Genomic DNA, 13868 nt, shown 5'->3' with positions numbered 1-13868 from the left:
GCCAGATTTCTCGTGCGCTCGCTCCGGGCCGACCTTCCGATCCAGATGACAAGCACAATAGGGACCGAAAGTGCCTACGCCTTTGCACCGCCGCAACGGATCAAAGCCAGCACGCCGGCGCCGGTGAACATCTCGTTCAATCCGGGCGATGGCAGCACGTTCTCGGGCGGCTCGCCTTATATCTGCAGCCCTAGCGGATTTGGCCAGCGCGCGAACTGTCACCCCCGCTATCTCTGACCCGTCGGGCGACGACCGGCGCTGCCGCCCTCACTGGCGGCAGTTTCATGGGCCTGGTCTTCAGTCCGAAAAAGGGAGCGGCCGTCCTGACAATCGTATCGATGTCTGAAAGCTCCGGCACAAAGCCAAGGTGTTCGCGTGCGCTTCCCGGGTCGGCGTAGAGCTCCGCCGGATCTCCGGCGCGTCGGCTCCTGAACACTGCCGGAACCGGCCTCGACGTGATTCGGCCGACCGCCTTGACAATCTCCTTGATGGAGACGCCCCGCCCTGTGCCGAGATTGACCGCAAGGCTTCGCCCGCCACCCTCGATATGCATGAGCGCTTTCAGGTGGGCGCGGGCCAGATCGGTGACGTGGATATAATCCCTTACGCAAGTGCCGTCCGACGTGTCGTAGTCGGTGCCGAAAACCTCGATCGCGTCGATGATGCCCGATGCGGCCATGAGCACTCTGGGAACCAGATGGGTTTCCGGCGAATGCCACTCACCGAGCTCGCCATCGGGATCGGCGCCACAAGCGTTGAAATAGCGCAGGATCGCAAATTTCATTCCGTACGCGGACGCATAGTCGCCGATGATCTGTTCACCCATCAGCTTGGTGCGCCCATAGGGGCTGATCGGATTTTGCGAGGAGGTCTCGCGAACCGGCAACGCCTCCGGCACGCCGTAGGTCGCACAGCTGCTGGAGAAGATGATGTTTTCGATCGAACTCGCGCGTGCGGCATCGAGCACCGCGATGGTGCCTGTCACATTGGTCGAATAATATTCGGCCGGCTCGCGAACGGACTCTCCGACATAGGCCAGCGCAGCAAAATGGATCACGGCCGTCGGCCGGTGCGTTTCCATCGCCCGCCGCAGTGCATCCCGATCCCGGATATCGCCGACGACAAGCGGCCCCCAGGCGACGGATCTCTCATTGCCGCGGCTCAGATTGTCGAAAACCACCGGCATGTAGCCGGCGGCGGCCAACTGCTTGCAGGTGTGGCTGCCGATGAAGCCGGCTCCACCCGTCACCAGGACCGCCGGCCGGCTCATGAAGCAGCAGCTCCTCTGGCGGTGTGACTTCCGTAGAGCAGGGTATCAAAATACTCGACGGTACGCGCGAGCCCCTGGCTCAAGCTGATTTTCGGCTCCCAGCCGAGATTGGCCCTGGCAAAGGAGATGTCCGGCTTGCGTTGCCTGGGATCGTCGACGGGCAGCGGCCGATGCACGATCTTCGATCGGGCGTTGGTGTAATCGACGACCAGCGTCGCCAGTTCCATGATGGTGAATTCGGCAGGGTTGCCGAGATTGACCGGGTGGGCGGGCGCGTTCGGCGCATTCATCAGCCGGATAAAGCCCTCGATCAGGTCGTCGGCATAGCAGAAGGAGCGCGTCTGCTGGCCGCTGCCATAGACGGTCAGGTCCTCGCCGCGCAGCGCCTGGACGATGAAGTTCGAAACCACACGTCCATCGTCGGGCTGCATGCGGCGACCGTAGGTGTTGAAAATGCGGGCGACACGAATATCGAGACCATAGGTTCTCGAATAATCGAAGAACAGGGTTTCGGCCGAGCGCTTGCCTTCATCGTAGCAGGAGCGCGGCCCGTGCGTATTGACGTTGCCGAAGTAGCTCTCGGGCTGTGGATGCACGAAGGGATCGCCATAGACTTCGGACGTCGAGGCCTGGAATATCTTGGCCTTGTTCTGTCGCGCGAGTTCCAGAAGGTTCAGCGAGCCAAGCACGCTTGTCTTGAAGGTGTGGATCGGATCTGCCTGGTAGTGCGGCGGAGAGGCTGGGCAGGCGAGATTGTAGATCTCGTCGCACTGAAGGTCCGAAGGCAGTGCATCGACGATGTCGTGCTCGATGCAGCTGAAGCTCGGATTGCGCTGAAGGGCATTGAGATTGTATCTTTTGCCGGTGTGGAAATTGTCCAGCGCGACAACGTCGTATCCGTCCCGCAAAAGACGTTCGCACAGATGCGAACCTAAAAATCCCGCTCCTCCGGCGACAAGGGCGCGTCGTCGGCTTTGGCTGGCGTCCTTTTGGCTGCCGGATTCCAGTTTCAGAACCTTGACAAGCTTAGTCATGCTTTCCTCATACGCACCGAACACGCTACCGCCGGGCCGGGACAAAGCATCGCCCGGCCACGTTCCTGAGAACGTGGCAAACCTCCGCATCTGCGGAACCGCCATCACTGATGTGCGTCAATTGTTCTTGGCTTTCGCGAAGCTGGTGCGACTACACAACCTCCGTGCTGCCGCTCAGCATTCTCCGCGCCCCGAAATCGCGATCACACGCCCGGTGTCACCATCGATTGCTCGCCCAAATTGCACATCCCAACGCATCGAAAATATACCTGTGGAAATTATAGTCAACTAAATTAGCAATTCCTTAACCAAATGCGCTCGCGAATGGTTAATCATGAAAGCGGCTACGGCCTCTCGGACCGAAGCATGGCGCACAAGGCAAATCCTGTTTATGAATCAGCATATTGGCTCGATCGACGTCAATATGTTGCCGGACGCGCCAAGCTGTTCCTTGAGGTAGAATCAAAACCTGACAGCAAGAACGGCCAAGAATGAGCCGACAGCAATGTTCAGCGCGGCGCGCGAAATACACGGCTTAATTTTTGAGCGCATAGGTAGAACGTTATCGGCATTGTTGCGCAGCCACGCCGCCAATCTGGTTGCGCTCGCACCCCGTACGGTCCACCTCCGGGGTGGCTGCCGCAACTGGCCATCGCCTTTTGGCCGTCGGGGCGCTATTGGCAAGGTCACGATACGCCATGGTGATGTGAATGCGCTTTCTGTTTGTCCTGATCCTGCTTGTCGGCGCCGGCGTCGGTGTCATCTATCCCTGGGCGATGAGCAATTTCTCCGGGCACGAGATCGGCACCTGGCGGGTCTATGAGCAAGGCCGTTTCAAGCCGCTGACGGTGCCGCTCTCCGGCCGCGATGCGCCGGTGCGGGTGCTGGTCGACCTGACCGCAAGAGCCGAGCGCATCGTCTCGCAGCAGCGCACCGTGCTGACGCTGACCGCCGCCAGCAATGGCCGCACGGTGCTCGCCTCGACTCTGCAGTTCAACCATTCCGACAATCCTCGCCAGGCCAGCCCGCAACTGCCCGACAAGATCTTTCGCGACGAGGCCGGCGTCATCGCGACCGTCAGCCCGGGTCCCTACGTCTTCACCGTCGGACCGGGTGATGCCGACGACATACCGATGCGGGCTGTCGATCTCATCCTGCGCTCCGGCGCAGGCGAGATCGACAGCCGTGCACGGCCGGTCGGCTTCGCGCTGATGGCGATCGGCCTGATCGGATTTTTGCTGACCTTGCGCACTCGAGGCGGTCGGCCGGAAAATCCGAACTCTCAGCCGCCACCGCCGCGCTGGGGCAGGGGCTGATGCATGTCGCCCAAAAGTGTGCAGCGGTTTTGGGACAACGACATGCATAACGGCACAAAACGATGAACTACCGCCACGCCTACCATGCCGGGAATTTCGCCGACGTCGTCAAGCATGTCGTGCTGACGCGCTTGCTCGAGTATCTGAAGCAGAAGGACAAGGCGTTTCGGGTCGTCGACACCCATGCCGGCATTGGCCGCTACGATCTGTCGTCGGCCGAAGCGCAGAAGACGGGTGAGTGGCAAGGCGGCATCGGCAGGCTGATCGATGCCCCGTTTGCCGCGCCGGTGGCAGCACTGCTCGCGCCTTATCTGGAGACAATACGGTCGCTCAACCCTGAGGGTGGCATCCAGAAATACCCGGGCTCGCCGTTGATTGCGCGCCATCTCATGCGCAAGCAGGACAGGCTGACCGCGATCGAGCTGCACCCCAAGGATGCCGCGAGGCTGAGGACGTTCTTTGCCGGCGATTTCCAGGCCCGGATCATCGAACTCGATGGCTGGCTGGCGCTCGGCGCCCATCTGCCGCCGAAGGAGAAGCGCGGCCTTGTTCTCATCGATCCGCCATTCGAGGAAGCGGGTGAGTTCGATCGCCTCGTCGACGGGCTCATAAGGGCGCACAAGCGCTGGCCAGGCGGCATCTACGCGCTCTGGTATCCGATCAAGGACCGCAAGGCGATCATCGCTTTCCGCAAGGCGCTGAAGCAATCGGGCATCCCGAAGCTGCTCGACATCGAATTCGAGATCAGGCCGGCCTCTTCGGAACCCAGCCTCGACGGCAGCGGTCTGCTGGTGGTCAATCCGCCGTTCACGCTGGAGGGCGAGTTGCGGACGCTGCTGCCGGCCCTGCACAGGCTGCTTGCGGTGGGGCGGCCGGCGCACTGGTCGTTGGAATGGCTGGCCGGCGAGCAGGCTTGAGGCGGGCTCATTGACGACCCGGGACCCGCGCTCTTTTGGATCCGGGCATGAACGTGCCAGAGCCATTCCGGTGCCGTGTAAATTCGGCTTTGGTCAAAAAGCAGTTTCAAACTGGGAAACCATTGTCAACGCAACCGCTTGACCGCCGCCGAGCGAATCCGCACAGTGCGCACAATCGACCTTGAGAGGCTGCCATGACTCGCTTCGCCAAATCCGCTCTTGCCGCCCTGATTTCGCTCTGCACCCCGCTTGCCGCGCCTCTCGGTATCACCCAGACCGTGCAGGCCGCCGATCTTACGGTCTATTCCGATGAAGACAGCGGGGTCTGCGGTCAGCCTTGGGTACTGAACAAGATCACCAGCCGCTTTTCCTATCAGGTGCATCACGTGCCGCATCTGCCGGATGTGCAGATCACCGATTTCCGGCGCATTCACCAGCATCGCTATCTGGCGGCCGACGATACCTGGCCGATCGGTCGCCGTTATTGCGGGGCCACCGTCAGCCTGTCCGACGGCCGCGATCGCACCATCTGGTACCTGATCGAGGAAGGCCAGGGCTTTGCCTCGATCGGCGACAATGTCGAATTCTGCGTCTCGGGCTTCGACCGCTGGATGGTCTACAACGGCCGCTGCCGCATTCTGCGCTAAACCCGGTTTCCCCTTCCAATCTCTTTCGCGCCTGTGGCTTGATCGGCTGCAGGCGTTTTTCGTGCTGCGTTGACAGCTGGCGCGATCCGTCGCATAGATATGAGACAGACCTGTCTCATCACTCGGTATGCGCCATGACACCATCGCCCGTTTCCGATAAGCGCCAGCACGTCGTTGAAACGGCCTACGTGCTGTTCAAGCGCGCCGGTTTCCATGCGACGGGTATCGACCGGATCATCGCCGAAGCCGATGTGGCCAAGATGACGATGTATCGCCACTTCCCCAGCAAGGACGAATTGATCGTCGAGGTGCTCGACTATCGCGCTATGCGTTTCGACCGCCAGCTCGACCGGCTCGCCCAGGAGGGCATTCCGCCGGAACAGAAAATCGGAAGGATCTTTGACTGGCATGCACGCTGGTTCCGCAGCGCCGATTTCCATGGCTGTCTGTTCGCACATGCATTGGCCGAGTTCGGCGATCCCGGGCATCCGGTTTTCAAGGCCGTTGTCAGGCAGAAGAACGGCCTCAAGCGGCGCATGCGGTCTATCCTCGAAGAGATGATGCCGCGCGGCCGCGCCGAAAGCGTGGCGGTGACACTGCTTATGCTGATCGAAGGTGCGACCTTGCTGGCGCAGATGGGGCCGGCCGACGCCGCCATTCGCGACGCCCGCAAGGCGGCCATGGGCATCGTCGCTGCTTCGCGTAAGTCCCAATGAGCCCGCTGGTCATCGGGCTCGCATTGTTTGCGGCGATCCTGCACGCAACCTGGAACGCGTTCCTGCGCACGGGGGCCGACAGGTTGTGGACCGTCACCGTCATGAGCTTTTCCAGTACGGCGCTCGCCATCCCCTTAGCCTTCTTCCACGCCCTTCCGACCGCGCCGGCCTGGTCCTACATTGTGCTCTCGGCCTGCCTGCAGGTTGGCTACAGTTTGTTTCTGGTGGCCGCCTACAGATATGGCGAGCTGGGACAGGTCTATCCGATCGTTCGCGGCAGCGTGCCGCTGCTCGTCACGCTCGGCGGGTTCTTCCTGGCCAACCAGCAGCTCACTCTGCCGCAGACCATCGGTGTCGCGCTGGTCGCGGGCGGCATCATGGGCCTTTCTCTCGGAAGGGGCAGGGCCGCCACGACATCGATACTCTATGCGCTGGCAACGGGAGCGATCATCGCCGCCTACGCGACGGTCGATGCGCTCGGCGTTCGGGCGGCGGGAAACGCCGGCGCCTATACCGCATGGGTGCTGCTGATCTACGGCGCGTTGCTGCCGGCGGCCTTCGTCGCCTGCCGTGGCCGGCTCACAGTCGACCTGGGTGCGCCGGAAACCTGGAAGGCGCTGGGCGGCGGCCTGTTTGCACTTCTGGCCTACGGTGTCGTGGTCGCGGCCTTCGCGCTCGGACCGGCCGGTCCGATCACCGCGATCCGCGAAACCAGCGTCGTCTTCGCGGCCTTCATCGGACGCCTGTTCCTCGGCGAGGTGCTGACGCCGCGGCGGGTTGGCGCCTGCGCCATCGTCGCGCTCGGCGCCATCTGCCTCGGCTATCAGCCGTGACGGGAATGGGCATCGCGCAGTTCTCGATTTTCCTGATGGCGCCGACAGGTAAACCGGCTAGTCTGGACTTCCGAGAGCGGCATTACCCTCGGGAGTTTTCATGGATCTCGCGACCTCGCTTGCCTTTGCGGCCGCCTTCTTCGTGTTCGCTGCCAGCCCGGGTCCGGACAACATGACGATCATCGCGCGCACAATCTCCAATGGCGCCGCGTCGGGCATCGCCTACGGTGCCGGCACCGTGGTCGGCATCCTCATCTTCCTGATCCTCGCCGCCTTCGGCCTGTCGATCGTCGCCGCCAAGATGGCGATCGTCATGACGGTGCTTCGCTATGGTGGAGCGGCCTATCTGGTCTGGACGGGCATCAGGCTGTGGATGGCGGCGCCCGTCATTCCCGAACTGCAGCCCATCTCAGGACGGCGAGGGCTGTTGATGATTTTTGCCACCGGCATCGCGCTCAATCTTGGCAATCCGAAAATGCCGTTGTTCTACATTGCGCTGTTGCCTAGCGTCGTCGGCGCATCTCTCGACGCAGGTCATCTCGGTGTGCTGATGATGGTGATCGTGGCCGTCGAGGTCGTGGTGATCGGCGGTCATGTCGTCCTCGCCGGTCGCGCCCGCAGCCTGTTGCGCACACCAAGGATCGTACGCCGGGTGAACCGCGCGGCGGGCGGTGTAATGATCGGCGCCGGCGTTGCCGTTGTTGCCGCGCGCTGAGCGGATTGCCCAGTCATCACGCTATTTCCTGCGCGCCGCCGCCTCGGCCTGATCTAGGATCTTGCGCAGGAATGCGGCATGGCCGCGGAACGCGCGCCGTCCGCTCGTCGTCGCCCTGACGCGCGTCTGCGGCCGGCGGCCGACGAACAGCTTTTCGATGTCGACATAACCAGCCCTGGCCAGCGTATCGAGATGCGCACCGAGATTGCCGTCGGTGACGTCCACGATGGCTTTCAGCCCGGTGAAATCCAGCGTTTGCCGCCTTTCCAGCATGCTCAGCGCCGCCATGATCCTGAGCCGAGTACTCTGGTGGATGATTTCGTCGGCACTCATCGATTGGCTCCGGCGCAGCCAAGCCGGAGGCCGCCGACAACCATGCTGCCGCCGTGGCGGACCGTCTTGGCAATCTCGAACGGCGACAGCGCCGCTTGCTCCTGTGCGATCGACATTGAAATGCTCCATCATGCTGTACAGAATACTCTGCTATGTAGAGTTATCTGTCAATTCACGAGCAGGCCGGTCTGCGATCGTGCTTGACAAGACGATGCACCGATCGGCTGTCGCATTGCAGTATAGATCGTCCGCCTGCACGAGATGATCGCACCGATGAGGCAGCGGTCATGATATCGGCGGCCGACGATCGACACGCAAAGCTGCTCGCTGATCTTCGGAGCTTCACGAGAGGAGCGCTTCCGCGGAGTGTGGAGAATGTCGGCGACACATTCTAGCCAATGGTCGAAGATCAGAAGTGAATTTCTGCGACGATCAGCACGATCATGTGCCGATCGTAACCGAAATTTAAGCTGCGAAAATCAGTCTATTGCTTCGCTGGCTAGCAAGCCGCGAGTCAGATATGCATGAGCGCGCCGGGTCATTACGGCCGTCGGCACAAAGGAAGGGGCATCGCATGGCTAAGCAGTCATCCAAAGCGCCGGCGTCCAAGGCACCGGCAAAGAAAGCACCCGCAAAAGCAGCGACGGCAAAGGTCGCAGCTGCAGTGAAGAAAGCAGCACCCGCTGCCAAGCCGAAGCCCGCGGCGGCCAAGGCAAAAGCAGCACCGGCCAAGAAGCCGGCAGCGAAAGCTGCGGCGAAACCGGCAGTGAAGAAGGCGGCCCCCGCCAAGGCAGCGGCAAAGCCGGCTGCCAAGGCGGCACCGGCCAAGAAGCCTGCAGCGAAAGCCGCGGCGAAACCCGCAGCGAAGAAGGCAGTAGCACCTGCCAAGAAACCGGCTGCCAAGGCTGCACCAGCCAAGAAGCCGGCTGCCAAGGCTGCTCCGGCAAAGAAGGCTGCGGCAGCGAAATCTTCAGCGCCGGTGAAGAAAGCGGCACCTGCGGCCAAGCCGAAGGCAGCGCCCGCGAAGGCCGGCAAGAAGTAGTCGCGCTTCCCTCGCCGGGGGCGGTGCCGAAACAGTCAAGGGCGGGTGCCTCACAGGGCGCCCCGCTCGTTGTTTAGGCAGTCGGAAGGCGAGAACAGAGGCGGACGGAGGATATCTTTTCGCAGCTCCCAGGACTTCGCCATAGGGCGGAGTCCGGTGGGGCTTTTTTCGTGTCATTCATGCGGGTGATGAAACATCGGCGCGAGGCTCGTCGGTCTTGCCAGTCGGCTGGCGGCTTCGCGCGATCCCGGCAACCATGGTGATGAAGCACCGTCTTCATGGAGCGCTCGCTAAACGGCCCTGGCCGCTGCGTCGCTCGCTGGCGGCTGGGTTTTCCGCTTCTGGCCATTGCCCGATCGCGCCCGATCGGTCAACACTGCCGGCCTGCAAAACAGGAAACGGATCATGCCCAGACTGCTCTATGCGTCGTCTTCTCCCTACAGTTCCAAGGTACGAATGGCGGCAGCCTATGCCGGCATCGCTGTCGATCTGGTGCCGATCAAGACCGAGGAGAAGCCGGCCGACTTGATGATCGCCAACCCGCTCGGCAAGATTCCGGTTCTGGTGCTCGACGACGGTCGCTCCATCCATGACAGTCGCGCCATCACCCAGCATCTCAACCGTTTGTCGAAGAGCGCGCTTTTTCCACGCAATCCCGACAAGCGGCTCGAGGCGGAAGTGCTGGAGGCATTGGCCGACGGCATTTGCGACTGTGCGCTGTCGATGGTCTATGAACGGCGCACGCGGCCTGAGGAGATGGTCTATCAGCCCTGGCTCGATCGCCAGTGGGCGAAGATCACGGCGGCACTCGACCTGCTCAACGCCAACCCGCCGAAGCTGCCGAAAAAGATCACCGCCGGCCAGATGGCGCTGCGCGCCTGCCTTGGCTATCTCGCGCTGCGCTTTGCCGGGAAATGGGAGAAGGGTCGCGCCCGGCTGACGCGGTGGGCGGCACGCTTCGACGAGAAGTTTCCAGAACTGAAGCCCTGCATTCCCGGTTGACCGCCCATTACCCGAATAGATTTACCCGGGAATCAAGCGGGCATAAAAAAGCCGGGCGCGAGGCCCGGCTTTTTCGTGTCGTGGCTTGAACGACTTAGAACTTCATACCGACGCCGAAGGTGACACGGTTGTCGGTGGCCTTGACCTTGCCGATACCATCGAAGCTCTTGCTGCCGAAGTCGGTGTAACGATACTCGACGCGACCGAAGACATTGTCGGTCAGCTTGATGTCGGTGCCGAGACCGGCGGTCCAGCCGAGCAACGTGGCGCGGTCCGAACCGTATACGTCGTCTTCGACCTTCAGGCTTCTTCCGGCGAGACCGCCGGTGCCATAGAGCAGGATTTCCGGGGTCACGGCATAGCCGAGACGGGCTCGCAACGAACCCTCGAAGCCGGCCTTGGAATTGACGCCAGAATCGTCGCCCTTGACGCCGTTGTAGCCGAGTTCGGCTTCAGCGCCGTAGACGAAGTTCTCTTGCTGCCACTGATAGCCGCCGAAGACGCTGCCGACGAAGCCCTTGGTGCCGACGTCAACATTGTCAACACCCAGATCCTTTTCCTTGGTATGGCCGCTGAAGCCATAGCCGACGTTGAGACCGGCGTAGGGGCCGGCCCACGAAGCGACGGGAAGTTCAGCGATCGGCGCAGGTGCCGGCGGCTCTTCCGAAACCACGTCAGCAGCATAGGCAGTTCCGCTGAGGGCGAAGAGCCCGAGCGCAACGGCCAGCGGCCGTGCGAATTTGAGATTGGCTTGCATTGTTCTTTACTCCTTAAGCCACAGGACACAGGCTTGTTTCTCACGATCGCCATCGACCCGTCCGGGGGGTGAAACGGATCTGGCGTTCGTCGGTTCCAAATGTCGTGTCAAAATGCGGCTGAAGCGAACCTGAACTTGGGTCATTCCCCGGCGCAAATGAGGCAGAACCTTGACGTTGCATCTTCGCAACAGCGAAATGGCAGGAACCATCCCGTGCTGCGCTGCACACCGCTTGGTGCAAGGACTCCAGCACCCTATATTGCGGTCGGGCACGCCTGAGTCCAGGGCGGGCCAAGATGCCCAAACGGCCGTTTCGCCACAATGCTGCCCAAGGTGCGAACACCATTTAACGCATGCCGGGCCATATTTCGCCGGCACTGTTTTTTCGGGCCGAAATTGAGGATTGACACCATATGAGCAAAGCCACTGTCACGGCGCTGGTGACGGGCGGGGCCAGGCGGATCGGCAGGGCGATCGTCGAGGATCTCGCCGCGCACGGTTTTGCCGTCGCCATCCATTGCAACCGCTCACGCAGCGAGGCCGATGCGTTGGCTGCCGAAATCATCGCCGGAGGTGGCCGCGCCGCAGTGGTCGCCGCCGACCTGACCGATATGGACGCCATCGATGACCTTATCGGCGAGGCGCAAGCAGCGCTCGGGCCGCTCTCGCTGCTGGTCAACAACGCGTCGCTGTTCGAGGACGATTCGGTTCTGGATTTCGACTGGCGGGCCTGGGACCGGCACTTTGCCGTCCATGTGAAAGCGCCCGCGCTCCTGGCGCAGAATTTTGCCCGGGCACTACCGGCAGGGCAGGAGGGCCTGATCGTCAACATGATAGACCAGCGCGTCTGGCGGCCGACGCCGCGCTACTTCTCCTATGCACTGTCCAAATCGACGCTGTGGACAGCCACCCAGATGATGGCGCAAGCGCTCGGTCCCCGCGTCCGCGTCAATGCCATCGGCCCGGGGCCGACATTGAAGAACGCGCGTCAGGACGACAGCGATTTTGCAGCCCAAGTCGATGGCTTGATCCTCAAGCGCGGCCCGGAATTGCCGGAATTCGGCGCCACAATCCGCTATCTCTGGGAAGCGCGCTCGGTCACCGGCCAGATGATCGCGCTTGATGGCGGCCAGCATCTTGCGTGGCAGACGCCCGATGTGACAGGCATGACGGAATGAGTCCTATAGACCACAAAAGCAAGCCGCGCGGCGGCACCGACGATCTGCCTCCCGATATCGATCTCGAGGACGAGGCGGTCGAGGAGATCGTTGAAACCGTCGGTCCCGATGTCGCCTTCACCGCCATCGACTGGACGCCGCATGCCGGCGACGCGGAAGGGATGATCGGCGCCGAGGTGATCCAGACGCTGGTCAAGCGGCTGCCCAACGCGCCCGGCGTCTACCGCATGATGAACGCTGCCGGCGATGTGCTCTATGTCGGCAAGGCACGCAGCCTGAAGAAGCGCGTCACCAACTACGCGCAAGGCCGCTTCCACACCACCCGCATCGGCCGCATGGTGCGCGAAACGTCGACGATGGAGTTCGTCGTCACCCGCACCGAGATCGAAGCGCTGCTGCTCGAAGCCAATCTTATCAAGCGCTTGCGGCCGCGATTCAACGTCCTGATGCGCGACGACAAGTCGTTTCCCTATATCCTCTTGACCGGCGACCATGTCTCGCCCGGCATCTACAAGCATCGCGGCGCGCGCTCGCGCAAAGGCGATTATTTCGGCCCCTTTGCTTCGGCCGGTGCCGTTGGCCGCACCATCAACTCGCTGCAGCGCGCCTTTCTGCTGCGCAGTTGCACCAACTCGTTCTACGAGAACCGCACGCGGCCATGCCTGCTTTATCAGATCAAGCGCTGCGCCGGTCCCTGCACCGGCGAGGTCTCGCACCAGGACTATGCCGAGCTGGTCAATGAGGCGAAGGACTTCTTGTCCGGCCGCAGCCAGAAGGTGAAGACGGAAATCTCGGCCGCCATGCAGCAGGCGTCGGAAGCTCTCGATTTCGAGCGCGCCGCGATCTATCGCGACCGGTTGGCGGCCCTGTCGCATGTGCAGAGCCACCAGGGCATCAATCCGGCGACCGTCGACGAAGCCGATGTCTTCGCCATCCATCAGGAAGGCGGCCAGGTCTGCATCCAGGTGTTCTTCTTCCGCACCGGCCAGAACTGGGGCAACCGCGCCTATTTCCCCAAGGCCGATCCGGCGTTGGAAGCAGCCGAGGTGCTGGGCTCGTTCCTGGCGCAGTTCTATGACGACAAGCCGACGCCGCGGAACATTCTTCTGTCGCATGGCGTCGAGGATCAGGAACTGCTGGCCGAGGCGCTCTCCACCCGCGCTGGCCGCAAGGTCGCGATCTCCGTGCCGCAGCGCGGCGAGAAGAAGGACCTGACCGACAACGCTTTGCAGAATGCCCGCGAAGCGCTCGGACGCCGGCTGGCTGAAACCTCCACCCAGGGACGCCTGCTTGCCGGTTTCGCCGAGACATTCGGCCTGCCGAAGCCGCCAGTGCGCATCGAGGTCTACGACAATTCGCACATCATGGGCACCAATGCCGTCGGCGCCATGGTCGTTGCCGGACCGGAGGGGTTCGTGAAGAACCAGTACCGGAAATTCAACATCCGCTCGACCGAGATCACGCCTGGCGACGATTTCGGCATGATGCGCGAGGTGATGGAACGGCGGTTTTCGCGGTTGCTCAAGGAGCATGGCGATGTCCCGGCTGGGGATGCAGCCGACGGTTCGGCAGACGATATGGAGGACGATATCTCCGGCAGCTTCCCGGCCTGGCCCGATGTCATCCTGATCGACGGTGGCCAGGGCCAGATGACCGCGGTGCGCAAGATCCTCGCCGATCTCGGCATCGAGGACCGCGTGGTTGCCATCGGCATCGCCAAGGGCCAGGACCGCGATGCCGGTCGCGAGCGGTTCTTCGTCAAAGGCAGGGACTCGTTTTCCCTACCGGTCCGCGACCCCGTGCTCTATTTCGTCCAGCGGCTGCGCGATGAGGTTCACCGTTTCGCGATCGGCTCGCATCGGGCTCGCCGCAAGAAGGAAATGGTCAAGAGCCCACTTGATGAGATCAGCGGCATCGGTCCCGGCCGCAAGCGGGCATTGCTGCTGGCATTCGGCACCGCCAAGGCGGTCAGCCGCGCGGCCATCGAGGATCTGCGGAAAGTCGACGGGATTTCCGAGCAGGTGGCGAAACTGGTCTACAATCACTTCCACGAGAGTTGAAAAATCTGGCACTATCATCTGGCCTGTCGAATCTGGCCTGTTGACCCC

The 13868-nt window shown here is 62.2% G+C and carries 15 protein-coding genes; 11 read left to right on the top strand and 4 right to left on the bottom strand.

Going from position 1 to position 13868, the window contains the following annotated elements; translation table 11 throughout:
- Positions 1-190: 190 nt before the first annotated feature.
- Positions 191-1270, bottom strand: coding sequence for a UDP-glucose 4-epimerase GalE (galE, locus tag A9K65_RS26000; protein ID WP_013532494.1), 1080 nt, complete (start codon positions 1268-1270; stop codon positions 191-193).
- Positions 1267-2304 carry a UDP-glucuronic acid decarboxylase family protein gene (locus A9K65_RS25995; RefSeq protein ID WP_024504301.1) on the bottom strand — a complete coding sequence of 346 codons (1038 nt, stop codon included), beginning with the start codon at positions 2302-2304 and terminating at the stop codon, positions 1267-1269. The genes galE and A9K65_RS25995 overlap by 4 nt, the downstream gene beginning before the upstream one ends.
- Positions 2305-2670: 366 nt before the next feature.
- Between A9K65_RS25995 and A9K65_RS36535 the strand changes: the two genes are divergently transcribed.
- The 7 genes from A9K65_RS36535 (at position 2671) to A9K65_RS25960 (ending at position 7448) form a co-directional block, all read left to right on the top strand.
- Positions 2671-2799, top strand: coding sequence for a hypothetical protein (locus tag A9K65_RS36535; protein ID WP_272482885.1), 129 nt, complete (start codon positions 2671-2673; stop codon positions 2797-2799).
- A gap of 215 nt (positions 2800-3014) precedes the next feature.
- Positions 3015-3620: a hypothetical protein gene (locus A9K65_RS25985; RefSeq protein ID WP_013532492.1), complete on the top strand. Its 606-nt coding sequence runs from the start codon at positions 3015-3017 to the stop codon at positions 3618-3620.
- Positions 3621-3682: 62 nt separating this feature from the next.
- Positions 3683-4537 (top strand): 23S rRNA (adenine(2030)-N(6))-methyltransferase RlmJ, encoded by an 855-nt coding sequence (locus tag A9K65_RS25980; RefSeq protein WP_013532491.1) that lies wholly within the window; start codon positions 3683-3685, stop codon positions 4535-4537.
- 194 nt (positions 4538-4731) lie between these two features.
- Positions 4732-5184, top strand: a complete 453-nt coding sequence (locus A9K65_RS25975) for a hypothetical protein (RefSeq protein WP_013532490.1) — start codon at positions 4732-4734, stop codon at positions 5182-5184.
- A gap of 134 nt (positions 5185-5318) precedes the next feature.
- Positions 5319-5900, top strand: coding sequence for a TetR/AcrR family transcriptional regulator (locus A9K65_RS25970; RefSeq protein WP_064993147.1), 582 nt, complete (start codon positions 5319-5321; stop codon positions 5898-5900).
- Positions 5897-6733: a DMT family transporter gene (locus tag A9K65_RS25965; RefSeq protein ID WP_064993148.1), complete on the top strand. Its 837-nt coding sequence runs from the start codon at positions 5897-5899 to the stop codon at positions 6731-6733. The genes A9K65_RS25970 and A9K65_RS25965 overlap by 4 nt, the downstream gene beginning before the upstream one ends.
- Before the next feature lie 100 nt (positions 6734-6833).
- Positions 6834-7448 carry a LysE family translocator gene (locus A9K65_RS25960; protein ID WP_064993149.1) on the top strand — a complete coding sequence of 205 codons (615 nt, stop codon included), beginning with the start codon at positions 6834-6836 and terminating at the stop codon, positions 7446-7448.
- Positions 7449-7469: 21 nt separating this feature from the next.
- On the opposite strand, the gene A9K65_RS25955 is transcribed toward A9K65_RS25960, so the two are convergent.
- Complete coding sequence (locus A9K65_RS25955; protein WP_013532486.1) at positions 7470-7781, bottom strand: transcriptional regulator; 312 nt, start codon at positions 7779-7781, stop codon at positions 7470-7472.
- A gap of 574 nt (positions 7782-8355) precedes the next feature.
- On the opposite strand from A9K65_RS25955, the gene A9K65_RS25950 reads away from it, so the two are divergent.
- Positions 8356-8823 (top strand): histone, encoded by a 468-nt coding sequence (locus tag A9K65_RS25950; RefSeq protein WP_064993150.1) that lies wholly within the window; start codon positions 8356-8358, stop codon positions 8821-8823.
- A 405-nt stretch (positions 8824-9228) separates the two neighbouring features.
- Positions 9229-9825 (top strand): glutathione S-transferase family protein, encoded by a 597-nt coding sequence (locus tag A9K65_RS25945; protein WP_013532484.1) that lies wholly within the window; start codon positions 9229-9231, stop codon positions 9823-9825.
- A 94-nt stretch (positions 9826-9919) separates the two neighbouring features.
- Here A9K65_RS25945 and A9K65_RS25940 read toward each other — a convergent pair whose 3' ends face one another.
- Positions 9920-10582, bottom strand: a complete 663-nt coding sequence (locus tag A9K65_RS25940) for an outer membrane protein (protein ID WP_013532483.1) — start codon at positions 10580-10582, stop codon at positions 9920-9922.
- A 413-nt stretch (positions 10583-10995) separates the two neighbouring features.
- Here A9K65_RS25940 and A9K65_RS25935 point away from each other — a divergent pair, with 413 nt between their 5' ends.
- Together A9K65_RS25935 and uvrC are read left to right on the top strand one after the other, a co-directional pair.
- Complete coding sequence (locus A9K65_RS25935; RefSeq protein ID WP_013532482.1) at positions 10996-11760, top strand: SDR family oxidoreductase; 765 nt, start codon at positions 10996-10998, stop codon at positions 11758-11760.
- Positions 11757-13820: an excinuclease ABC subunit UvrC gene (gene uvrC / locus A9K65_RS25930; protein WP_063171807.1), complete on the top strand. Its 2064-nt coding sequence runs from the start codon at positions 11757-11759 to the stop codon at positions 13818-13820. Before A9K65_RS25935 ends, uvrC begins: the two co-directional genes overlap by 4 nt.
- Positions 13821-13868 lie beyond the last annotated feature (48 nt).

Origin of the sequence: Mesorhizobium sp. WSM1497 (assembly GCF_001672455.2) — a bacterium.
In the GTDB taxonomy this organism is placed as follows: Bacteria; Pseudomonadota; Alphaproteobacteria; order Rhizobiales; family Rhizobiaceae; genus Mesorhizobium; species Mesorhizobium ciceri.
This window is presented reverse-complemented; position numbering and strand designations above follow the sequence as displayed.